This is a genomic window from Xenorhabdus sp. PB30.3 (assembly GCF_963895965.1).
Lineage (GTDB): Bacteria > Pseudomonadota > Gammaproteobacteria > Enterobacterales > Enterobacteriaceae > Xenorhabdus > Xenorhabdus stockiae.
On sequence record NZ_CAWQMW010000120.1, the window covers coordinates 18,836 to 45,083 of the forward strand.

A 26,248-nucleotide genomic window follows, 5' to 3' on the forward strand; every position below is an offset into this window, starting at 1 on the left:
GATAACAACGATATCTGGACGCTGTTCCACTCTTTTGCTTTCGACTTCTCAGTCTGGGAATTGTGGGGAGCGCTGGCTTACGGCGGCAAGCTGGTGGTGATCCCGACTGAATGTACCCGTTCACCACAGATGTTCTATGAGCTACTGTGCCGTGAACAGGTCACTATCCTGAACCAGACACCCAGCGCCTTCCGCCAGCTAATTGCAGCTCAGAATATGACTCAGTACGATCTGCCACCACACATGCTGCGCTGCATTATCTTTGGCGGCGAAGCATTGGAGCTGCATACCCTTGCCCCGTGGATTGAACGCAATCCTACTAAACAGACCCGTCTGGTGAATATGTATGGCATCACGGAAATTACCGTACATGCGACCTATCGTGAACTGACGGAAGCGGATATCCACGCAAGACGTGGCAGCCTGATTGGGCAGCCTCTGGATGATTTACGCATCTATATCCTTGATGCCTATGGTCAGCCTGTGCCACTGGGCGTTGCAGGCGAACTCTATATTGCAGGAGCAGGGGTTGCCCGTGGCTATCTGAACCGCCCTGAGCTGACCGCAGAGCGTTTCCTGTCTGATCCCTTCTCCGGTAAACCCGATACACGCATGTATAAAACCGGTGATTTAGGGCGCTGGCTACCTGATGGCAATATCGAATATCTCGGCCGCAATGATTTTCAGGTCAAAATACGCGGTTTCCGCATTGAACTGGGGGAAATTGAAGCCAGACTTGAACAGTGCGCCGGAGTCCGTGAAGCTGTCGTGATCGCCCGTGAGGACGGAACACATCAAAAACAGCTGGTGGCCTATCTGCGGCCACAGCCTGATGCCATACTGAATCCGACAGAATTGCGTCAGCAACTGGCACAACACCTTGCCGACTATATGCTGCCCAGTGCATTTGTCACACTGGATTCTTTCCCGTTGACAGCAAATGGAAAACTCGACCAGCGGGCATTGCCTGCCCCTGATTCATCAGCCGTGGTATCACATCGCTATGTGTCGCCAATGGGTGAAACAGAAATCGCACTGGCACAAATCTGGCAACGCCTGTTAAAACTGGAGCGTGTTGGTCGTCACGACCATTTCTTTGAATTAGGCGGGCATTCCCTGATGATTGTCAGCCTGATCGAGGAGTTACGTCTCATCGGCTGGCAACTGGATGTGCGCAGCGTATTTATTTCTCCTGTCCTTGCCGATATGGCACAGACTATTCAGCGTGATACTGACGATACATTTATCGTGCCGCCTAACGGCATTCCTGAAAATTGTCAGCTGATCACACCAGACATGCTGCCTTTGGTTGCGCTGTCCCGGACAGAAATAGATGCCATTGTCGCTACCGTGCCCGGCGGCGCTGCCAATGTACAGGATATCTATCCGTTGTCACCGTTGCAGGAAGGGATCCTGTTCCACCATCTGTTACAGATACAGGGTGACAATTATCTGCTGCAAAGCCTGCTCGCTTTTGACTCCCGCGAACGTCTTGATGCGTTTCTGTCCGCACTGCAACAGGTTATCGATCGCCATGATATTCTGCGAACAGCGGCATACTGGCAGGATTTAGTTCAGCCGGTTCAGGTTGTCTGGCGTCAGGCGTCTCTGAGTATCAATATTTTCACGCCAGCCACTGAAATCGATATTGTTACCCAACTCAGAGCGCATACCGATCCACGCCGATACCGTATCAATCTGGATCGTGCACCGCTGTTTACCGCAGATATTGCTCACGATCCAGAACACAATGAATGGCTGATGGCACTGCGCTTCCATCATCTGGTCAGTGATCATATGACGCTGGAGCTGATTTTTGCAGAGATTGCGCTGTTCCTGACAGGAAATACGAAAATACTGCCTGCTGTTCTGCCCTATCGCAACTTTATCGCCCGGACACTGCACGTGCCGGAACCGGAACACGAGACTTATTTCCGCAGCCGACTTGCTGATATCGACGAGCCAACCGCGCCGTTTGGTATCCTGAAAGTTCAGACCGACGGCGAAACTGTGGCTGAATCCAGTCTCACTATTGCCCCAGAACTGGCAGCGGCGATCCGCACTCAGGCGCGACATCTGGGAGTCAGTCCGAGTGTCCTGTTCCATGTGGCATGGGCGCAGGTACTGGCAAAAACCAGCGGTCGTGATGATGTGGTTTTCGGTTCCGTCCTGTTGGGACGGCTTCAGGGAGGTGCAGGAGCCGAGCAGGTATTAGGGATGTTCATCAACACCCTGCCAATGCGGGTTTCTGTCGGTGATTGCACCGTTCACGAAGCGGTTAAGGATACCTTCCACAATTTAATGCTGCTGCTGGAGCATGAGCAGGCACCTCTGGTTCTGGCACAACAATGCAGCGGTGTACCGCAGTCAATGCCGTTGTTCAGCACCCTGCTGAATTATCGCCATAGTCAGACTGCTGAATCGGTTGACACTGTATGGACGGGCATTCGCATTCTGACCGCAGAAGAACGCACCAACTACCCAGTCACGTTGTCAGTGGACGATTTAGGCACCGGATTCAGGCTAATTTCACAAACAATAACCGGCATTGACCCGAACAGGATAGCCGCTTATCTGGTAACCGCAATTAATGGCCTGATTGATGCGCTGACACATAACCCACAATATTTGCTGCGGGATATCTCAATCCTGCCTGCAACAGAACGCAAGCAGTTGCTGACCGATTTCAATGCTAATCAGGTGGAATTCCCACACAACATCCTGATACACCAGTTGTTTGAGGAACAATCAGCCCGTGCGCCTGACGCCACTGCCATTATATTTGCCGAACAAACACTGAGTTATAACGAGCTGAACTGTCGTGCTAATCAGCTGGCTCATTATCTGATTAAGCAGGGAGTGCAACCGGATGATCGGATAGCCGTCTGTCTCGAACGCGGTCCGGAGCTGATTATCAGCCTGCTCGCTATTCTCAAGGCTGGCGGGGGTTATGTCCCACTGGACCCTGCTTACCCGGCAGAACGACTGACCTACATGCTGGAAAATTCATCCCCGCAGATCCTGCTGACTCAGGCAGCACAAGCGGAAAAATTGTTCCTCTCTACATCGGTGATAACTGTCCCGATTATGGAACTGGACACTCAGGCATCGTTACTGGCGGAACAGCCAGCCGATAATCCGGATGCCCGGGCACTGGGAGTGATGCCACACCATCTGGCGTATGTGATTTATACCTCCGGATCTACCGGTAAACCCAAAGGGGTGATGGTTGAACACGCCAATGTTACCCGTCTGCTGGCGGCGACACAGGCACGGTTCCGGTTTGATAACAACGATGTCTGGACGATGTTCCACTCTTTTGCTTTCGACTTCTCGGTATGGGAATTGTGGGGAGCGCTGGCTTACGGTGGCAAGCTGGTGGTGATCCCGACTGAATGTGCCCGCTCACCTCAGATGTTCTATGAACTGCTTTGCCGGAATCAGGTCACTATTCTGAACCAGACTCCAAGTGCCTTCCGCCAGTTGATTGCGGCTCAGGAGATGATGCCGCATGAACAGCACACACTGCGCTGCATTATATTCGGCGGTGAAGCATTAGAGCTGCATACCCTTGCCCCGTGGGTTGAACGCACTCCTACCGAACAGACCCGTCTGGTGAATATGTATGGCATCACGGAAATTACCGTACATGCGACCTATCGTGAACTGACGGAAACGGATATCCATGCACAGCATGGCAGCCTGATTGGGCAGCCTCTGGATGATTTACGCATTTATATCCTTGATGCTTATGGTCAGCCGGTGCCACTGGGCGTTGCAGGCGAAATTTATATTGCAGGAGCAGGTGTTGCCCGTGGTTATCTGAACCGCCCTGAGCTGACTACCGAACGTTTCCTGCCCGATCCGTTCTCCGGTAAACCCGGTATGCGCATGTATAAAACCGGCGATTTAGGCCGCTGGTCATCGGATGGCAATATCGAATATCTCGGCCGCAATGACTTTCAGGTCAAGATACGGGGCTTCCGTATTGAGCTGGGTGAAATCGAGACAAGGCTTGAACAGTGTCACGGTGTACGTGAAGCGGTGGTTATCCTTCGTGAAGATAAACCTGAACATAAACGCCTCGTTGCCTATCTGCTGCCCCAAAACGGCGCTGAACTTGAGCCGGCGGTTCTGCGCCGCCAGCTGGCAGAACATCTGGCGGAATATATGCTGCCCAGTGCCTATGTCGTGCTGACCGCTTTCCCTCTCACACCGAATGGCAAACTGGATCGCCGGGCGTTGCCAGAGCCTGAACTCTCTGCGGTAGTGACACATGAATATGAAGCGCCACAGGGAAGGATAGAAACAGCACTGGCACAAATCTGGCAAGAACTGTTAGGGCTGACACGCATTAGTCGTCATGACAATTTCTTTGAACTGGGTGGTCATTCATTGATGGTTATCCGGCTGATAAACCACATAAAAAGTCAGCTTATGGTCAGTATTCCCCTGACCTCCCTGTTTGTTTCACCCAAATTAATGGAACAGGCAGACATCATCTTTGCAGCACAAATGAGTGCAATCGGCGACAACGACATTGAATCAATTCAAAGCGATCTTGATGCGATGTCTGCCGAAGAGTTAATGGCAATTTTAGGCGAAAACGATACCCGTAAAAAAGATACCGGCGGAGATAACAAATAATGACAAGGACTACTATGAATCTCGATGATCTGAAACGTGCTGTTATGGAGAAAAGGCTTGAAGAGCAACTGAAAGCACGGGGTTATCAACAGCAGCAGTCAATGATAAAACCCGCGGATCGTAACCAGCCACTGCCATTATCTTTTGCTCAACAGCGGCTGTGGTTTCTCTGCCAGTTCGAACCGGCTGCCAGTCTGGCTTATCATCTGCCGGTAATACTCCGCCTTAGCGGTCAGCTTGACCGCCATGCGCTGAGTGCATCACTCGACCGTCTGGTTGAGCGCCATGAAAGCCTGAGAACCCGTTTTGTGTCAGTGGAGGGAAAGCCCTGTCAACACATTGATCCGACCGATATCGGCTGTACTCTGTCTTATCATGACCTGAGCCAGTTGGCTCCGGTTTTGCACGCCGAGCGCATTACCGGGTTTATTGATACCGAAGCGCAAACCCCGTTCGATTTTACTCAGGAACGGCTGATTCGCGGCCAGCTGCTTCGTCTCAGCGATAAAGAGCATATTTTATTACTGACCCTGCATCATATTATTACCGACGGCTGGTCTACCGGTGTGCTGATACGGGAGTTAGGAGATTTCTATCGTGCGGCCCTTGATGGCCATGATATCTCTTTATCACCATTACCTGTTCAATATGCTGACTATGCGGTCTGGCTACATGAACAAGCGCAGGGAAATAGCCTCACGAAACAACGCGATTTCTGGTGTGAACAACTCAAAGATGCTCCGCCGCTGCTGACACTCCCTATTGATCGCCCACGCCCGGCAGTACAGAGCTATATCGGCGGCAAAGTCTCCTTTCATATTGATGCCCCTTTACTGGCATCACTGAAGGCGCTGGGGAAACGCCATAACAGTACGCTGTTTATGACCCTTCTGACCGCATGGAGTATCGTACTGAGCCGCCTTAGTGGGCAGGATGATATTGTTATCGGTACCCCTGTTGCTAACCGTCCACACCGTGAGCTTGAAGGGCTGATAGGCTTCTTCGTCAATACACTGGCTTTACGTATCACCTTCGATAACGATCTGAGTGTGGCTGATTTACTCACTCAAATCCAGGAGCAGTCACTGGCGGCCTATGCCCATCAGGATCTGCCCTTTGAACAGGTGGTGGAAGCTCTGCAACCTGAACGTAGTCTCAGCTACAGCCCGATTTTTCAGGTGATGATGGCCTTAAATAACACGCCGGCTCAGGAGCTTACACTGCCGGAACTGCAACTCACACCGATTGAGCAGAAGCATCGGGGTGCGCATTTTGATTTAACCCTGTCACTGAACGAAATCGGAACAGGTTTAGCCGGGGATTTAGAATATGCCGCCGATCTGTTCGATCACCCAACTGCTGAGCGTATGGTGGGTTATTTAACCCATATATTAACTGCAATGGTGATTGATGATAGCCAGCCCGTAAACACATTGCCGATGTTGCCAGATTCAGAGCGGCAACAATTATTAGTGGATTTCAATGCCACTCAGACAGCGTTTCCGCAAGATGCGCTCATTCACCAGTTAGTTGAAGCGCAGGTGTTACAGCGCCGCGATGCTATCGCTATAAGCTACGAAGGGCAGACACTGAGTTATGCTGAGCTTAACTGCCATGCCAATCGTCTGGCTCATCACCTGCTGGCACTGGGTATACGCCCGGACGATCCGGTTGCAATCTGTGCCGAACGCAGCCCGGAGCTGATAGTCGGTCTGCTTGCCATACTGAAAGCGGGTGGTGCCTATGTGCCACTCGATCCTCATTACCCTGCTGAACGGCTGAGCTATATGCTGGAGGACGCCAGACCTGTAGCTCTGCTGACGCAGCTAGCATGGTACGACAAACTGGACACCTTTGTGCCTGTCGTTTTGCTGGATAATTTATTGAGTGAGCAGGAAGCACCTCTGGCTGGCTATCCCACGCACAATCCGGATATTCAGACACCAGGTCTGACCTCGCATCATCTGGCTTATATCATTTATACGTCAGGCTCAACGGGCCAGCCTAAAGGCGTGATGATTGAGCACCGCAACGTAATTCGCTTACTTATCAATAATAACGTTGCCGATATTACTCCCGATGATTGTGTTGCCCACTGCGCCAATATTTCATTTGATGCGGCAGCGTGGGAAGTCTGGTCTACGTTGGTACATGGCGCCAGACTCCTGCTAATACCGGAAAATACCTTGCTACAGCCAGCTTATTTTGGTCAGTGTCTGTCATCCGCAGGTATCACAACTTTATTTCTTACCACTGCCCTGTTTAACCAATATGCAGGCTTGCTTGCCCCAGCCTTACCGGGTCTGCGTTATGTTTTGTTTGGCGGCGAACAGGCCGATAGCCGTTCGGCTATTCAGTTATGGGCTGAGCATTCGCCACAACATTTATTGCACATGTACGGGCCAACGGAAGTCACTACTTTTGCCACCGCTTATAAAATCCCCTTTATCGAAAGGTTTCATACTGAACAGATTGAAAAAGAGATAAAAATTCCCATTGGTGGCCCGATTGCCAACACTCAGATCTATATTCTTGATTCCGGCAAGCAACCTGTTCCTCTTGGGGTAACGGGCGAAATTTATATTGCCGGTGAAGGGGTTGCCCGTGGTTATCTTAACCGTCCGCAACTCACCGCTGAACGCTTTCTGGCTAACCCGTTTTCATCAGAGCCTGATGCACGAATGTATAAGACCGGCGATCTGGGGCGCTGGCTGCCGGATGGCAATATTGAATACTGTGGTCGCAATGATTTTCAGGTCAAAATACGCGGTTTCCGCATTGAGTTGGGGGAAATTGAAAGCCGCCTCTCCCTGTGTCATGGTGTGCAAAAAGCACTGGTTCTCGCCCATGAAGAAGCCGGTGATGAGAAAACAGGCGCTAAAACAGGAAGTCAGAAACAGTTGATTGCCTATATACAGCCTCAGCAGGGAGTGATACCGGAACCGGCCGAATTGCGTCAGCAGCTTGCCAGACACCTTGCTGATTATATGTTGCCCAGTGCTTTTATCATGCTGGATAATTTCCCGCTGACCGCTAACGGAAAAATTGACCGTGATGCGCTTCCTGCTCCAGAGGCTTCCGCTTTCGCGGTTCGCCACTATGAATCTCCGACAGGGGAAACAGAAACTTCGCTGGCACAAATCTGGCAACAGCTACTAAGACTGGAGCAGATCAGTCGTCATGACCATTTCTTTGAGCTGGGTGGTCATTCACTGATGATTGTCAGCCTGATCGAAGAGCTACGCCGTACTGGCTGGCACCTTGATATCCGCAGCGTATTCTCCACGCCGGTTCTCGCTGATATGGCGCAGGCTCTTCGCCGTGATGCTGATTCTTTTGTTGTGCCTGAGAACCTGATCCCTGAAGATTGCACTGCGATTGTTCCTGAGATGCTGCCATTGGTGACATTATCTCAGGCTCAGATTGATGCCATTGTCGGAACTGTGTCCGGTGGCGCTGGTAATGTACAGGATATTTATCCGTTATCTCCCTTGCAGGAAGGAATTCTGTTCCACCATCTGATGCAGACTGAGGGGGATACCTACCTGTTACAGAGTTTGCTGGCTTTTGATAACCGCGAACGCCTTAACCAGTTTTTATCTGCTTTACAGCAAGTTATCAACCGTCACGATATCCTGCGCAGCAGTGTTTTCTGGCAAGGACTGGAGCAGCCGGTTCAGGTCGTCTGGCGTCAGGCACCACTGGAGATTAACGTCTTCACTCCAAATACGGAAAATAATATTCAGGGACAACTGCTGGCTCACACCGACCCACGCCAGCATCGTATCGATCTGACCCGTGCTCCGTTATTCACTGCTGATATCGCTCATGATACGGCACAAAATGAATGGCTGCTGGTATTACGTTTTCATCATCTGGTCAGCGATCATGTGACACTGGAACTGATTTTCGATGAAATTGCACTTATCTTGCACAAGCAGGAAACTGCCTTGCCCGCCGTATTGCCTTACCGCAATTTTATTGCCCGAACGCTGAGTGTGCCTGTCTCAGAACATGAAGATTATTTCCGTTCCCGGCTGGCTGATATTGATGCTCCAACTGCGCCATTTGGTGTGCTTTCAATATCTAATAACGAAAATCCAATACCGAATAACGAAAATCCAGCAGCAGAACAGAATAACGCTATTACGGAAGCACACCTTCCGCTTTCTCCTGAATTATCGGGTTCCATCCGTGCGCTGGCACGGCAACTGAAAGTCAGCCCGAGTGTCCTGTTTCATGTTGCATGGGCACAGGTACTGGCACAGACCAGCAGTCGCGATGATGTAGTTTTTGGTTCCGTTTTGTCAGGCCGTCTGCAAGGCGGAGCTGGAGCTGACCATATACCGGGAATGTTTATTAATACCCTGCCGATTCGGATTTCCCTCGCAGATCGCAGCGTACAGGTTGTGGTACAGGATACTTATCAGGATTTAATCACACTGCTGGAACATGAACAGGCCCCGTTAACACTGGCACAAAGTTGCAGCGGTGTAGAACACGCCATACCACTATTCAGCACCTTGCTGAATTATCGCCACTCTCAGGCCAGTGAAGAAAAAACGCCCAAAAACAGTTGGTCAGGTATGCGGGTTATCGCGGCTAAAGAAGGCACTAACTATCCCATCACTCTGTCAGTGGATGATTTAGGCTCAGATTTCTGCCTGTCCGCCCACGCGGTAGCGGGTATCGACCCTGTCCGGATGACTCACTATCTGCAAACAGCCCTCTGTGGTTTAGTTGATGCCTTGATGCATCATCCCCAGCAATTAATTCTGCATGTGCCGATCCTGCCGGAAACCGAGCGACAACAGCTGTTGGTGGATTTTAACGCGAGTAGCTGTAAAACCGGACAGGCTGACCTCTCACAGGATATGCTGATCCACCAGCTATTTGAGGCTCAGGTATTACAGCGTCCTGATGCTGTTGCGCTGACTTACGAAGATCAGACACTCAGCTATGAGGAGCTGAACCAGCGCGCCAACCGTCTGGCTCATTATCTGATTGCGCTGGGTGTACGTCCGGATGACCGGGTCGCAATTTGTGTTGAACGCAGCGCGGAACTGATAGTTGGCCTGCTCGCTATTCTTAAAGCGGGTGGTGCATACGTGCCTCTCGATCCGGCTTATCCGGCGGAACGACTGGCATTGATGCTGAAAGATGCTACGCCCGTGGTATTACTGGCACAAACAACGCAGCTCGATAAGTTGCCTGATACGGTACCGGTATTCGTACTTGATTCGCCAGAAAACTCATTGGACACTCAGCCGACTGATAACCCGGATACTCAGGCTTTGGGGCTGACATCACGCCATCTGGCCTATGTGATTTACACCTCTGGTTCAACAGGACAGCCCAAAGGGGTCATGGTTGAACATATTAATGTCAATCATCTGGTGATTAATAATCATTATGCGGATATCGGTGCGAATGACTGTGTTGCTCATTGTGCCAATACTGCATTTGACGCATCAACATGGGAAGTGTGGTCCACCCTGCTGAATGGCGGGCGTTTGCATATTATTCCGCAATCTGTCCTGCTCGATCCGGTGCTTTTCTGTGATTCGCTGATTAGAGGAAAAGTCACTGCACTTTGGTTAACCGCTGGGTTGTTTAATGAATACTTTAATACGCTCAAGCCACTGTTCGGACAATTACATAATTTACTCGTTGGTGGGGATGTGCTTGATCCCGGAAAGATACAACAGGTACAACAGGCTGAATCCCAGCCTGCTCATCTGATTAATGGCTATGGTCCGACAGAAACCACAACGTTTGCATCAACTTATGAGATAAAATCGCCTGTTGATGTCGCACACTCCATTCCTATTGGCCGCCCAATCGCCAGTACCCGGATCTACATTCTTAATTCACGTGGTCAACCTGTACCTATCGGCGTTACAGGGGAAATCCATATCGCAGGCAAAGGCGTTGCCCGTGGTTATCTGAATCGCCCCGAGCTGACTGCGGAACGCTTTATTACTGATCCATTCTCTTCTGAACCTGATGCCCGTATGTACAAAACCGGTGATTTGGGGCGCTGGCGTGCCGATGGCAATATCGATTACCTCGGTCGCACGGATAAACAGATCAAACTGCGTGGTTTCCGCATTGAGCCGGGCGAAATTGAAGCCGGACTGATGCAGTGTCATGGTGTGCGTGAGGCGATTGTTCTGAGCCGCGAAGACGGGGCCGGACAGAAACAACTGGTTGCCTATCTGATTGCTCAGGATGGCATTGAACTAACCCCAACTGAACTGCGCCGGCAGCTTTCCCGACACCTTGCCGACTATATGCTGCCCAGCGCTTTTGTCACGCTTGAATCTTTCCCGCTGACTCCTAATGGCAAACTGGATCGTCAGGCTCTGCCAGCGCCTGATATGTCAGCGATTGTTACGCGCCAGTATGAAGCACCGAACGATGAAGAAGAGGAAACACTGGCAAAAATCTGGCAAAGCCTGCTGGGGCTGGAGCGTGTAGGCCGCTTTGATCACTTTTTTGAACTGGGCGGTCACTCTCTGATGGTAGGTCAGCTCGCAACCCGCATTCAGAATGAATTTTTGGTTGAGATCCCCATCGCTTCACTGTTCCTTTCCCCCAGACTGGCGGATCAGGCAGAAATAATTTTCGCAGCACAAAAGGAAGCGGTGGGACAAAACAATATTGACTCCCTTCAGGACACACTGGATTCAATGTCCGCAGAGGAATTAATGGCCATGTTAGGTGGAGACAGCGACAAATGATAAAGAGCGATATGAATCTTGAGGATCTGAAACGGGCTGTTTTGAAAAAGAAACTTAAAGAGCAATTACAAACTCAGCAGCACCAGAAACGACCGCCTGTTCAGCACGCTGACCGTGATCTGCCCCTGCCATTATCTTTTGCACAGCAACGCCTGTGGTTTCTTCACCAGCTCGAACCAGCGGCCAGTCTGGCTTATCATATTCCCATGTCACTGCGCCTGACCGGACAACTGAATCGTCATGCCCTGACCGCCACCCTCAATCGGCTGGTTGCCCGCCATGAAATTCTCCGTACCCGTTTTATGCTTACCGAAGGTCAGCCATACCAGCATATTGACCCTGCTGACACGGGCTTTACCCTGACTTATCAGGATTTGCGTATGCTGGATTCAGAAACGCATATGCAGCGTATTGCCGACATTGCCGCACTTGAAGCCCGGACTCCCTTCGACCTGACCCAAGGCCCGCTGATCCGGGGTCAGTTATTACAATTAGCTGATGACGATCATGTCTTGTTGTTCACTCAGCACCATATTATTTTCGATGGCTGGTCAATTGGTGTACTGGCACATGAACTGAGCGCCCTTTACCGCATAGAATGCGATCCAGATAATAATGACTCCGAAAATAATGACCCCGAAAATGATAGTGATACATCACTCCCGCCACTGCCCATTCAATACGCCGATTATGCGCTCTGGCAGCGGAATTGGTTACAGGGTGATGTTCTCGCGGAACAACGTGATTTCTGGAGCCGTCAGCTTAAAGGTGCCCCGGATTTACTGACACTCCCCACCGATCGCCCACGCCCGGCTACTCCGGGTTATACCGCCGGACAGGTACCGATTCAGTTTGATGCATCCCTGTCAGAGGCACTGAAATTATTCGGACAACGCCATCAGGCTACTCTGTTTATGACGCTGCTGGCAGGCTGGAGTATCGTTCTATCCCGAATGAGCGGACAGGATGATATCGTTATCGGCACACCGGTCGCCAATCGGCCGGGAAATGAGCTTGAGAGTTTAATTGGGTTCTTCGTCAATACACTGGCGTTGCGGGTCACATTCAGTGAATCCCCGACAGTTGCAGAGTTACTCACGCAAATCCGTGAACGGTCACTTGCTGCCTATGCCCATCAGGAATTGCCTTTCGAGCAGGTGGTGGAAATAGTACAACCCGAGCGTAGTCTGAGTTATAACCCGATCTTTCAGGTTATGCTGGCCCTGAATAATACACCGGCAAAAACATTAACCCTGCCCGGCCTGCAACTGACGCCGGTGGAACAGGTACGTTACAGTACTCATTTCGATCTGACTTTATCGCTGACTGAAACCAAAGCCGGATTATTGGGTGAGCTGGAATATGCCACTGATCTATTCGATGCTGCCACCATTGAACGTATGATCGGTTATCTGAAACAGGTACTGATGGCAATGACAGCAGATGCCATGCAACCCGTTGCCAGATTACCGATGCTGTCCGCTTCAGAGCAACAGCAATTGTTAGTGGAGTTTAATGCAACACAAACGTTTCAAACAGAAAACCCTCAAAATGCTCTCATCCACACGCTTTTTGAAGCTCAGGCAGAACAGCACCCTGATACTACAGCCATCATTCACGGGGATCAGGTAATCAGCTATGCAGAACTGAATCAATACGCCAACCGTCTGGCTCATCATCTGATTGCCCTGGGTGTACGCCCGGATGACCGGATTGCTATCTGTGCCGATCGGGGTCTGGAAATGGTGGTGGGATTACTGGCTATTCTTAAGGCGGGTGGTGCTTATGTGCCGCTTGACCCGGCGTACCCGACCGAACGACTGGTTTATATGCTCAAAGATTCCGCTCCGGTCGCATTACTGGTTCAGCCGTCAACCTGTCAGGCCATTCATTCCGATACCGTGCCCGTCATCATGCTCGATATCCAGACGCCATTTATGGAAGAACAACCAGAGCATAATCCAGAGGTACCCGGCATAACGGATCAGCATCTGGCTTATATCGTTTACACCTCCGGTTCTACGGGCGTTCCCAAAGGCGTAATGAGCAGCCACCATGCTCTGGGCAATCGGCTGTTATGGTTTGTACGCGATATGTGGTTTGTGGACGATATAGTGACCTTCCCGCTTATCACAGCACTGAAAACCAGTATCAGCTTTGTGGATTCGGTAACAGAAACTCTGAGTACCTTACTGGCGGGAGGACGGCTGGTGGTTTTCGACAACCACGAAGTGAAAGATCCTGCCCGCTTCTGTGCAAGTCTACAGCATTATGGTGTGAATTCACTGGTCGTTGTTCCTTCCTTTTTACAGCTCTTAATGCAGGATCGTAATGAACAGGCTCTGAAATCAGTCAGGATACTGATTTGCAGCGGAGAGCGGCTGGCACCAGAACTGGCCCAGCAGGTCGTCACCAATTATCCGTGGCTCCGGCTGTTTAATTTCTATGGTTCAGCAGAAATTAATGGTGACGCAACCTGGTATGAATACGATGCAGCGCGTGGTGTGCCGGATGTCTCCATCATCGGACGCCCAATTGCTAATACCCGTTGCTATATTCTGAATCCTGACAGGCAACTGGTTCCGGCTGGTGTCACTGGCGAAATTTATATTGCCGGAGCCGGAGTGGCTCGTGGCTACCTGAATCGCCCCGAACTGACAGCAGAACGTTTCCTTGCCGATCCATTCTCCCCTGCTCCGAATGCGCGTATGTATAAAACCGGTGATCTGGGTCGCTGGCTGTCAGATGGCAACATTGAGTATCTCGGTCGTAATGACTTTCAGGTGAAAATACGTGGTTTTCGCATCGAGCCGGGAGAAATCGAAACACAACTGATGCAGTGTCACGGCGTGCGCGAAGCCGTAGTCATCGCCCGCGAAAAAGCATCTGCGGAAAAAACAGGCAGCCAGAAACAACTGGTTGCTTACCTGCTGGCTCAGGATGGCATTGAACTGACTCCTGCACAATTACGCCAGCAACTCGCTCAGCATCTTGCTGATTATATGCTGCCCAGTGCCTTTGTCATCCTCGATGCCTTTCCGCTGACGCCCAATGGCAAGCTGGATCGTCAGGCGCTTCCTGTCCCAGATCAGTCAGCAGTAATCAGGCGAGGCTATGAAGCCCCCGCAGGCGAAATGGAAATCGCGTTAGCCCGGATCTGGCAGACGTTGCTGGGGCTGGAAAAAGTTGGTCGGCATGATCACTTCTTCGAACTAGGCGGGCATTCCCTGATGATTGTCAGCATGATTGACCGGTTGCACAACATTGGGTTACGGCTTGATGTACGGAATGTGTTTGCAGCCCCTATCCTGAGCGAACTGGCGCAGGCGATTTTAGTCTATCAGCGCGATACTCCCGCTTTTGTAGTCCCCCCTAACCTCATTACCGCAGACTGCACGGCGATTACTCCGGATATGCTGTCACTGGTTTCCCTGTCACAATCAGAGATAGATGCCATTGCCGCAACCATTCCCGGCGGAGTCAGCAACATACAGGATATTTACCCACTGGCACCGCTACAGGAAGGGGTTCTGTTCCACCATTTGTTGCAGACTCATGGGGATGATTACCTGCTGCAAAGCCTGCTGGTCTTTGACAGCCGTGAACGCCTTGACACTTTTCTGGCCGCATTGCAGCACATCATCGATCGTCATGATATTCTGCGCACCTCTGCTTACTGGCAGGATCTGGCTCAGCCTGTTCAGGTAGTCTGGCGTCGGGCACCACTGCATATTCATCACTTCATACCGACAACTGAAAACGAAGTGCTATCACAGCTAAGTGCTCACACGGATCCGCACCATCATCGCCTCAATCTGAACCTCGCGCCGCTATTCTCTGCTGATATTGCTTATGATGCAGCACAGAATGAATGGCTGCTGTCTCTGCGTTTTCACCATCTGGTCAGCGACCATATGACACTGGAACTGATTTTTGCCGAAATCGCTCAGGTATTGCAGGGGCAGTCGGAATCACTACCAGTAGCTCTACCTTACCGGGATTTTATCGCCCGAATTTTAAATGTGCCAATTTCAGTACATGAGGACTATTTCCGTACCCAGCTAGCCGATTTTACTGAACCCACTGCGCCATTTGGCATCGTCAGAATACCAAACGATAACCGTGTTATTCATCAGTCTCATCTAGCGGTTGATCCGGCTCTGGCAAAGCATATCCGTACTCAGGCCCGCCATCTGGGTGTCAGTCCCAGTGTACTGTTCCACGTTGCATGGGCTCAGGTGCTGGCACATACCAGCGGTCATGACGATGTTGTCTTTGGCTCTGTATTACTGGGCCGTTTACAGGGAATATCCGGGGTTAAGCGCATACTGGGGATGTTTATCAATACCCTACCAGTCCGGATTTCCCTGACTGACCGCAATTTGCAGAAAACAGCAAGTGTTCAGGAAGTCGTACAGGCCACTTATCGCAATCTGACTCATCTGCTGGAACATGAACAGGCTCCGCTATCACTGGCACAACAATGCAGTGGCGTGGCTCAGCCTATGCCCCTGTTCAGCGCCTTACTGAATTACCGGCATAGCCAGAGTGATGAAACAGAAACAGTCAGTACAACCTGGGAAGGCATACGGGTTCTGTCAGCGGAAGAACAGACTAACTACCCTGTCACACTCACCGTGGATGACTTAGGCGAAGATTTCCAGTTGAAGGCACAGACTGTAACCGGAATCGATTCTGACCGTATACTCCAGTACCTGCTCACCGCGGTCAGTGGTCTGGCTGATGCCCTGACACATAACCCTCAGCAACCGATTTTACCGTTGTCGGTCATTCCGGCTTCTGAGCAACAGCAATTATTGCTGGATTTCAATCAGACTCAGGCTCTTTTCCTGCAAACAGACAGCCCACAAAATGCACTTATCCACCAGCTATTTGAAACCAAAGCCATGCATCACCCCGATGACATTGCAGTGGTACACAGTCAGCAATCACTCAGTTATGGCGAGCTGAATCGCCATGCTAACCGCTTAGCTCATCATTTAATTGCATTGGGTGTACGTCCGGATGACCGGGTAGCTATCTGTGTCGAACGGGGTCTGGAAATGGTGGTGGGATTACTGGCTATTCTCAAAGCGGGTGGGGCTTATGTGCCGCTCGACCCGGCCTATCCGTCTGAACGACTGGCTTATATGCTCAAAGACTCTGCTCCGGTCGCATTACTGGTTCAGCTATCGACCTGTCAGGTTATTCACGCCGATATTCTGCCTAAGTCTGCGGAATCTTTGCCGAAAGTCCTGCTCGATATTCAGATGCCGTTTATGGAAGAACAACCAGAGCACAATCCGGAAATATCCGGTATGACGGATCAGCATCTGGCCTATGTTGTTTACACGTCTGGTTCAACAGGTGTGCCTAAAGGTGTCATGAACAGCCACCATGCCCTGAGTAACCGGCTGTTGTGGTTTGTACGCGATATATGGTTTGTGGACGATATAGTCACCTTCCCGCTTATCACCGCGCTGAAAACCAGCATCAGCTTTGTGGATTCGGTAACAGAAACACTGGGAACATTACTGGCAGGAGGACGGCTCGTGGTTTTCGACAACCCTATGGTCAAAGATCCTGCCCGCTTCCGTGCTGGTTTACAGCATGCCGAGGTGAATTTACTGGTTGTCGTGCCTTCCCTGTTAAAACTCCTAATACAGGATAGTAATGAGCATACCCTGAAATCAGTCAGGATACTGATTTGCAGCGGAGAACGGCTGGCACCCGAACTGGCACAGCAAGTAGTGACAAATTATCCGTGGCTCCGATTGTTCAATTTTTATGGTTCATCTGAAATTAATGGTGACGCAACCTGGTATGAATATAACGCTGAGCGTGGCGTACCGGATGTATCGGTAATCGGGCGTCCAATCGCCAACACCCGCTGCTATATTCTGAACCCTGACAGGCAACTGGTTCCGTTTGGTGTCACTGGCGAAATCTATATCGCCGGTGCCGGGTTAGCCCGTGGTTATCTGAATCTTCCGGAACTGACGGATGAGCGTTTCCTGCCCGATCTCTTTTCGTCCCAACCGAACGAGATAATGTATAAAACCGGTGATCTGGGACGCTGGCTGCCGGACGGAAATATCCAGTACCTCGGACGCAATGATTTTCAGGTTAAACTGCGCGGGTTCCGCATTGAACTGGGGGAAATTGAAACGCAGTTATTACAGTGTCACGGCGTACGGGAAGCCGTGGTTCTGGTACGTGAAGATGAACCCAATCAGCAACGTCTGGTTGCTTATCTGCGGCCACATGAGGGAACCGAACTGATCCCGGCTGAACTGCGCCGGCAGCTTTCTCTGCATCTTGCTGAATATATGTTGCCCGGTGCTTTTGTCACGTTAGAGACATTCCCACTGACACCGAATGGTAAGCTGGATCGTAAAGCCTTCCCTGCCCCGGGTACATCCGCGATAGTGACACAGCACTATGTGGCTCCGGTTGGTGAAACTGAAACTGTTCTGGCGCAAATCTGGCAAGAACTGCTGGGGCTGGAAAGAGTCGGCCGCTATGACCATTTTTTTGAACTCGGTGGTCATTCCCTGCTGGCAATTCAGCTTGCTGGCCGTATTCGTCAGATGCTGGGCCGTGAGTTACCCATACAGAAGATATTTGACCAGCCAGTGCTGGAGGCATTAGCACATACTCTTGCTGATGCGGCAACGACAACACAAGTCATTATCCCCAGTGCCAACAGCAATCAGCTTCTGCCGCTCTCTTTTGCTCAACAACGGCTGTGGTTTCTGGGGCAACTCGATCCGGCTGCCAGCCTCGCCTACCATCTTCCGGCGGCACTGCGTCTTATCGGCTTACTTAATCGGCAGGCACTGACTAGCGCACTCAACCATCTGATTGCCCGCCATGAAAGTCTGCGTACCCGCTTTATCTCCATCGACGGGCATCCTTACCAGCATATCGATCCCGCTGATATCGGTTTTTCTCTACCCTGCCATGACCTGCGCCAGCTTGATCCGGCTTTACAGACCCGCCGGGTCACTGAACTTGTCGATCTCGAAGCCCGGACACCTTTTGATTTTGCGCAGGGTTCTCTTATGCGTGGGCAGTTACTTCAGCTGGCTGATGACGAGCATATATTGTTACTCACCCTGCATCACATCATTACTGACGGCTGGTCACTGGGTATACTCGTGCGTGAACTGGGCGATTTTTACCAGTCTGCTCTTGACGGGAGTGATAACCCCTTACTGCCATTGCCTATTCAGTATGCCGACTATGCTGTCTGGCAGCGCGATCAGCAACAACAGGCAACGCTGAATGCACAACGCGACTTCTGGTGTCACCAGCTTGCTGACATTCCGGCTTTATTGACACTGCCTGCTGATTACCCGCGTCCGACAGTACAATCCTATGCCGGTGGGCAGGTTTCTCTCCATCTTGATGCCCGCTTACTGACATCGCTCAAGGAATTAGGTCAGCGTCACAACACCACACTGTTTATGACCCTGCTGAGCGCATGGAGCATCGTACTCGCCCGCCTGAGCGGGCAGGATGATATTGTTATCGGCACGCCGGTTGCCAACCGCCCGCATAAAGAACTGGAAGGCCTGATTGGTTTCTTTGCGAATACACTGGCATTACGTGTCAAATTCAGCCGCGAACTCAAAGTGACAGATTTGCTGGCGCAGGTTCGTGAACAATCGCTTGCTGCCTATGCCAATCAGAACCTACCGTTCGAGCAGGTCGTGGAGACCTTACAGCCGGAGCGCAGCCTCAGCTACAGCCCGATCTTTCAGGTAATGCTGATGCTGAATAATACACCGCCTCAGAAACTGGTATTGCCCGGTTTACAGCTTTCATCGGTTGAACAGGTTCATCATGGCGCTTATTTTGATTTAACCCTGTCGCTGACAGAAACCGAATCCGGTCTGGCAGGCGCTTTAATCTATGCTGCTGATTTGTTTGATCACACCACGGCTGAACGTATGACGGGTTATTTCACCAATATACTGGCAGCGATGGTAAGCAATGCAAGCAGAACCATCGCTACCCTGCCGATCATATCGGAACCGGAAAAACGGCAGTTACTGGTGGATTTTAACGCTACACAGGTAAGTTACCCACAAAATGCCTTAATTCATCCGCTGTTTGAGACTCAGGCAGAACAATGCCCTGATGCAATTGCAGTAGAATTCGAAGATCAAACCCTGAGTTATGGCGAACTGAATCGCCGTGCCAATCAGCTGGCGCACTATCTGATGACGCAAGGTGTCCGCCCTGATACACGCGTAGCAATCTATCTTGAACGCAGCCCGGAAATGGTAGTAGGATTACTCGCCATTCTTAAGGCCGGCGGTGCTTATGTCCCCCTTGACCCGAATTATCCGGCTGAACGGCTGGCCTATATGCTGAAAGATTCAGCTCCGGTGATTTTACTCACCCGAACAGTTTTACTCACCCGAACGGCACTGGTGGAAACATTAAACCCTGCGCCATCCTGTACTATCGTATTGCTTGATGAGCCGCAGTCTTATCTGACTGGGCAGCCGGAGCATAATCCAGATACACAATCAATGGGGTTGAAGCCTCACCATCTGGCCTATGTGATTTACACCTCGGGATCAACCGGATTACCTAAAGGGGTGGAAATGCCACTGATGACTCTGTCAAATTTACTACAATGGCAGCGTCAGGCTGATTCATGCCTCACCAGAAACGGTAAAACCCTGCAATTTGCGGCACTGGGATTTGATGTCGCTTTTCAGGAAATCTTCACTACGCTAAGTGAAGGCGGTTGTCTGGTGCTGATTGATGAAACCCTGCGTCGGGAGCCTCTGCAACTCCTGCGGTTGATTCAGCAAAAGCAGATTAACCGCATTTTTCTTCCTTTTATTGCTCTTCAGCACCTTGCCGAAGCCGACAGCCATCGCGCAGGCAATAGTCATGAGAGCGATATATCCTGTCTGGCCCATATTATTACTGCCGGTGAACAATTACGTATCACCCCGACCATCCAGCGTTTTCTGCAACGTGCGGGACATTGTCGGTTACATAATCATTATGGCCCGACGGAAAGTCACGTTGTCACGTCCTATACCTTAGACAAGGAAATTGAACACTGGCCGGTTCTGCCGCCTATCGGGCGCCCGATCGCCAATGCTCAGATCTATATTCTTGATGAATATTGCCGTCCTGCGCCTCTTGGTGTCGCCGGTGAGCTTTATATTGCGGGCGTAAATATTGCCCGGAGTTATCTGAATCGTCCGGAGCTTACCGCCGAACGCTTCCTGATTGATCCGTTCTCAATGAAATCCCATGCCCGCATGTATAAAACCGGCGATCTTGCCCGTTGGTTACCCGACGGCAATATTGAATATCTCAACCGTAATGATTTTCAGGTGAAAATACGTGGTTTTCGTATCGAACTGGGTGAAATTGAGGCTCAGCTGATGTTGTGTCACGGCGTACGGGAAGCTGTCGTGATTGCCCGTGAAGAGGTTGTTAATGAAAATAACCAGAAACGGCTGGTCGCTTATCTGTGCCCACAGGAAGGCGTGAGCCTGAGCCCTGCTGAATTACGCCAGCAGCTGGCCCGACATCTTGCTGAATATATGCTGCCCACGGCTTTTGTGATATTAGATGCGCTTCCGTTAACGCCTAACGGCAAACTGGATCGCAAGGCACTCCCCGCCCCGGATTCATCGGCTATTGCTACCCGTGATTATGTAGCTCCGGTTGGTGAAACAGAAACTGTTCTGGCGAAAATCTGGCAAGAGTTACTCAGGCTGGAACAAGTTGGGCGATATGATCACTTTTTTGAGCTGGGCGGGCATTCGCTGTTAGCCGTTCAACTGGCTGCCCGCGTGCGTCAAATGCTGAAACGCGAGTTACCTCTGCAACAATTATTTGCCCAGCCAGTCCTGATGGATTTAGCACAGACTATTGCTGAGGCTGATACGACTAACCAAACTATGATAGCAGTGGCAGATCGCAGCCAGAGGCTGCCTTTATCCTTTGCACAACAACGGTTATGGTTTCTTGGTCAGCTCGATCCTGCCGCCAGCCTTGCTTATCATCTACCGGCGGCATTACGCCTGACCGGCAAACTGCATCATCAGGCATTATGTTCCGCGCTTGATAATCTTGTAGCCCGTCATGAGGGATTACGCACCCGGTTTGTCTCAAATGGAAACCAGCCTTATCAGCATATTGATGCTGCCGATATCGGCTTTAACTTATCCAGCCATGATCTGCGCCTGCTTGATACAGCCGAGAAAAACCAGCGGGTTGCCGAAATTGCTGAACGTGAAGCACAGACGCCTTTCGATTTTGCCTGTGGACCACTTATCCGTGGTCAATTGCTGCAACTGGCAGATGAGGAACACATTCTGCTGATCACCTTGCACCATATTATTACCGATGGCTGGTCAATCGGGATACTGGTACGGGAATTAGGGGTTTTCTACCGTGCCGCGCTCAATGGACAGACTGCCGTTTTGCCGCCACTCCCCATTCAATACGCTGACTACGCCGTCTGGCAACATCAATCATTGCAGGAAACAGTCCTTGCTGAACAACGTGATTTCTGGCGTAGGCAACTTAAAGATGCTCCCGTATTACTGACACTACCGACTGACCGGCCTCGCCCGAAAGTACAAACCTATGTTGGTAATCAGGTTGCTTTCCACCTCGATAACCGCGTGTTGTCTTCACTGAAAACCCTTGGAAAGCGCCATAATTCGACCCTGTTTATGACCGTACTGGCTGGCTGGAGCATTGTCCTTGCCCGACTCAGTGGTCAGGATGATATTGTCATCGGCACCCCCGTTGCGGGTCGTCCGTATCCTGAACTCGAAGGGTTAATGGGTATTTTTGTCAATACACTGGCATTGCGTATTCAGTTTGATGAAAAACTTAATGTCGTGGATTTGCTGACTCAGGTCAGAGAAAGTGCGCTGGCAGCCTTTGCTCATCAGGAATTGCCTTTTGAACAGGTGGTGGAAGCCTTACAGCCTGAACGCAGACTCAGCTATAGCCCTGTTTTTCAGGTCATGCTGGCCTTAAATAACACACCAGCTCAGCAGCTGATTTTACCTGAGTTACAGTTCACTCCATTTGAACAGACACAGCACACCACCCATTTTGATTTAACTCTATCACTGGTTGAAACTGAATCTGGTCTGGCAGGCGCACTGTCCTATGCCACTGACCTGTTCGATCATTCAACTATTGAACGAATGGCTGGTTATTTCACAAATGTACTGACGGCAATAGCGGCTGATGAAAGGCAAACAGTTGTGAGACTTCCAATGCTGCCAGAACTGGAACAGCAGCAACTGTTGGTCGATTTTAATACAACTCAGGCTACTTTCTTACCAGCAGACAACCCGCAAGATGCCCTGATCCACAGGCTGTTTGAAGCTCAGGCAGAGCAATCCCCTGACGCAATTGCAGTAGTATTTGAAGATCAGGCCATCAGTTACCGTGAACTTAACCGCCGGGCTAATCATCTGGCTCATTACTTGATTGCAGAGGGTGTACGCCCTGATGATCGAGTTGCGGTTTGTCTCGAACGCAGCCCCGAAATGGTTATCGGTTTACTCGGTATTCTTAAAGCCGGTGGAGCTTATGTTCCGCTTGATCCGGCCTATCCGGCAGAGCGGCTGAAGTATATGCTCAAAGACTCCGCTCCGGTAGCATTACTGACTCAGTCTGAAATCTATCAGGCCATTTATCCCGATATGTTATGCGATTTAGAATCTGCGGACGCTCTGCCAATCATCCTTTTAGATATCCAGACACCGTTTATGGATACACAACCAGAACATAATCCGGAAGTATCCGGTATAACAGATCAGCATCTGGCCTATGTTGTTTACACATCCGGTTCAACGGGTGTTCCTAAAGGTGTCATGAGCAGCCACCAAGCCTTGAGTAACCGGTTACTGTGGTTTGTGAACGATATATGGTTTGTGCATGACAGAGTGACACTTCCGCTTATCACAGCACTGAAAACCAGTATCAGCTTCGTTGATTCAATAACAGAAACGCTGAGTACCCTATTAACAGGGGGGCGGCTGGTGGTTTTCGACAACCATGAGGTGAAAGATCCTGTCCGATTCCTCGCAAGCCTACAGCATACTGGTGTGAATTTACTGGTCGTCGTTCCTTCCCTGTTGAAAATCTTAATCCAGAATAATGATGAACACGCCCTGAAATCTATCAGGATACTGATTTGCAGCGGGGAACAGCTGGCACCCAAACTGGCACGACAAATAGTCACAAATTATCCGTGGATCCGGCTGCTTAATTTTTATGGTTCATCTGAAATTAATGGTGATGCGACATGGTATGAGTACGATGCTACACGTGTTGTCCCAGATGTCTCCATCATCGGGCGTCCCATTGCCAATACCCGCTGTTATATTCTTAACCCTGACAGGCAACTGATCCCCGTTGGTGTCATTGGTGAAATCTATATCGCCGGTGCCGGATTGGCCCGTGGTTATTTGAATCAGCCAGAACTGACGGCTGAGCGCTTCCTTCCCGATCCTTTTTCTGCCTATCCGAATGAGCGGATGTATAAAACCGGCGATCTCGGGCGCTGGTTGCCGGATGGCAATATCGAATATCTTGGCCGTAATGATTTTCAGGTTAAGCTACGAGGCTTCAGAATTGAACCCGGTGAAATAGAAACCCGGCTGGCAAAATGTGATGGAGTACGTGAAGCGGTCGTCATTATCCGTAAAAACACTGTTGATGAACAAACTGGCGGACAAGAACGTCTGGTTGCTTACTTATTACCACATATGGGCGCTAAGTTAGTCCCGGCTGAACTTCGCCGGCAACTTGCCCAACATCTTGCTGAGTACATGCTACCCAGTGCTTTTGTGACTTTGGAGGCTTTCCCATTAACCCCTAATGGTAAATTTGATCGGCAGGCACTGCCTGCTCCTGATTTATCCGCAATGATAGTACATAATTATGCCGCCCCGATGGGTGAAACTGAGATCGCGCTGGCACAAATTTGGCAGGATCTATTGGGACTGAAACGTGTTGGCCGTTATGACCATTTCTTTAAACTGGGCGGTCACTCATTACTCGCAATACAACTACTAAACCGAATGAAGGAACAGGAAATGGAAGCTCCGCTGACCGCTTTGTTTGCTCACCCCACATTATGTGAGCTGGCTGCCGCTGTGGATAAACACCTTGCCGTACCAGAATCGCCGTTTGATGCAAACCCAGTACCGTTAAGCCCGTCTGGCTCTTTACCTCCACTATTCCTGATACACGAGACTTCCGGCGATCCGCTGGTTTATTCTCCATTAGCAACGCTACTGCCGGCTGAGCTTCCCGTTTACGCACTACAGGCGCTGGGTATTCATTCTCTGCAACAGCAACCCACTTCCATTGAAGAACTTGCGGCCTGCCATATTCAGGCAATCCGCCGCATTCAGCCTGAGGGACCGTATCGTCTGGCTGGCTGGTCTATTGGTGGCCTGATTGCCTATGAAATCGCTCAACAGTTAATCAATGACAATGAAGTCGTGGAATTCCTTGGCATGATTGACACCTATAATTATGTCAATGGCGATACTGATAACAATACGCTTAATGAAGACAAGGCAAGTGAAGATAAAGCAGCTGTACAAATCGGGTTAATCATTGATTCACTGCGTACTCAGAAGAATATTGATGATGAACAGGCGCTGGAAGCACTGTACAAACTCAGCAGTCTGGAGCAGATTATTGATTACTGCATTGAGCATCAATGGGTACCGGCGAATATCACGCAGAACGATATCCTTACGCGTACTCATACCGCTGAGCTGATCACCCGACTGGGACAAGACTATGTTCCGCCCAAGTCATCCCTGCCTGTTCATCTCTATGCCGCAGATGAGTCAAACAATCGTGACCGCTGGCATGGCTGGCGCGATATCGCCGGGCACCATTCTGTACTCTGCCCCATTGGCGGAACGCACTTCTCTATTATGCAGCCTCCTTTCCTTAATCAGATTGCAGATTCAATTACTGAGCAGATACAGGCCGTTCCGGCTTTCGACCCGCGTGTTATCATTCAGCTGGGTTCTAAATCAGTATCCCCGCTATTCTGTATGCCCGGAGCAGGAGCCAGCCCGTCCAGCCTGCTTGAACTGGCGTTATCATTCCCGTCGCAACTGCCCATTTATGCTTTACAGGCCCGTGGTTTTACTGCTGAGCACAATTACCCGCATAACAGCGTTGAAGAGGCAGCCCGAGCTTACATCCGGACTATTCGTGAGATTCAGCCTCACGGGCCTTATCATCTGTTAGGCCACTCTTTTGGTGGCTGGATCGCCTTTGAAATCGCCTTACAACTACAGGCCGAGGGCGAACAGGTAGCTGACCTCATTCTTGTTGATACAGACGAACCCAACCAGCAAGGCTCTATCCATAAGCCTGTCAGCCATACTGAGACGATAATGGAGTTGATTGATATCTACGATATGATATTAGATCAGCCGCTTTCTCTCACCCGACAGGATTTTGAAAACCTGACACAAGATGAGCAGCACCAGCTTTTACACGATGCCTTAATAAAAGCCGGCCTTTTCCGGGCAAAAACATCAATATCACTACTGCAAGGGATCATTCGCGTTATGCAGGCTAACCTGAACACCCGCTATATTCCCCGGGCTCGTTATGAAGGGCTCGTCCACCTGATTAGTGCAGAAGACGAAAACCCGGATGAAATAAAAAACCGTGAAACTCAGTGGCGCGCACATGTTGCAAAACTGGACGCGATGCCTGTACCCGGCAATCATATGACCATGTTATCCACTCCATCAACCAAACTCTGGGTGGGTAAACTCTGGCAGAAACTGGCAAATACAATCAGGTAA

2 protein-coding genes and 1 pseudogene (1 of these 3 only partly in view) are annotated in these 26,248 nt (G+C 50.5%); all 3 read left to right on the forward strand.

From position 1 onward, the window contains the following. Window positions 1-4,647: the 3' end of an amino acid adenylation domain-containing protein gene (locus AACX38_RS08860; RefSeq protein WP_445327111.1), read on the forward strand. It extends 11,775 nt beyond the left edge of the window; the window shows 4,647 of its 16,422 coding nt (coding positions 11,776-16,422); the start codon falls outside the window, past its left edge; the stop codon is at window positions 4,645-4,647. Then, a pseudogene (locus AACX38_RS08865) lies at window positions 4,647-11,390 on the forward strand (non-ribosomal peptide synthetase); the annotation flags it as partial. The gene AACX38_RS08860 and the pseudogene AACX38_RS08865, both read left to right, overlap by 1 nt. Then, complete coding sequence (locus tag AACX38_RS08870) at window positions 11,387-26,248, forward strand: non-ribosomal peptide synthetase (protein WP_228864065.1); 14,862 nt, start codon at window positions 11,387-11,389, stop codon at window positions 26,246-26,248. The pseudogene AACX38_RS08865 and the gene AACX38_RS08870, both read left to right, overlap by 4 nt.

What these genes read in the sequence shown, in the direction of transcription:
- AACX38_RS08870 (WP_228864065.1), top strand. Translation starts at nt 11,387, where the DNA reads ATGATAAAGAGCGATATGAATCTTGAGGATCTGAAACGGGCTGTTTTG.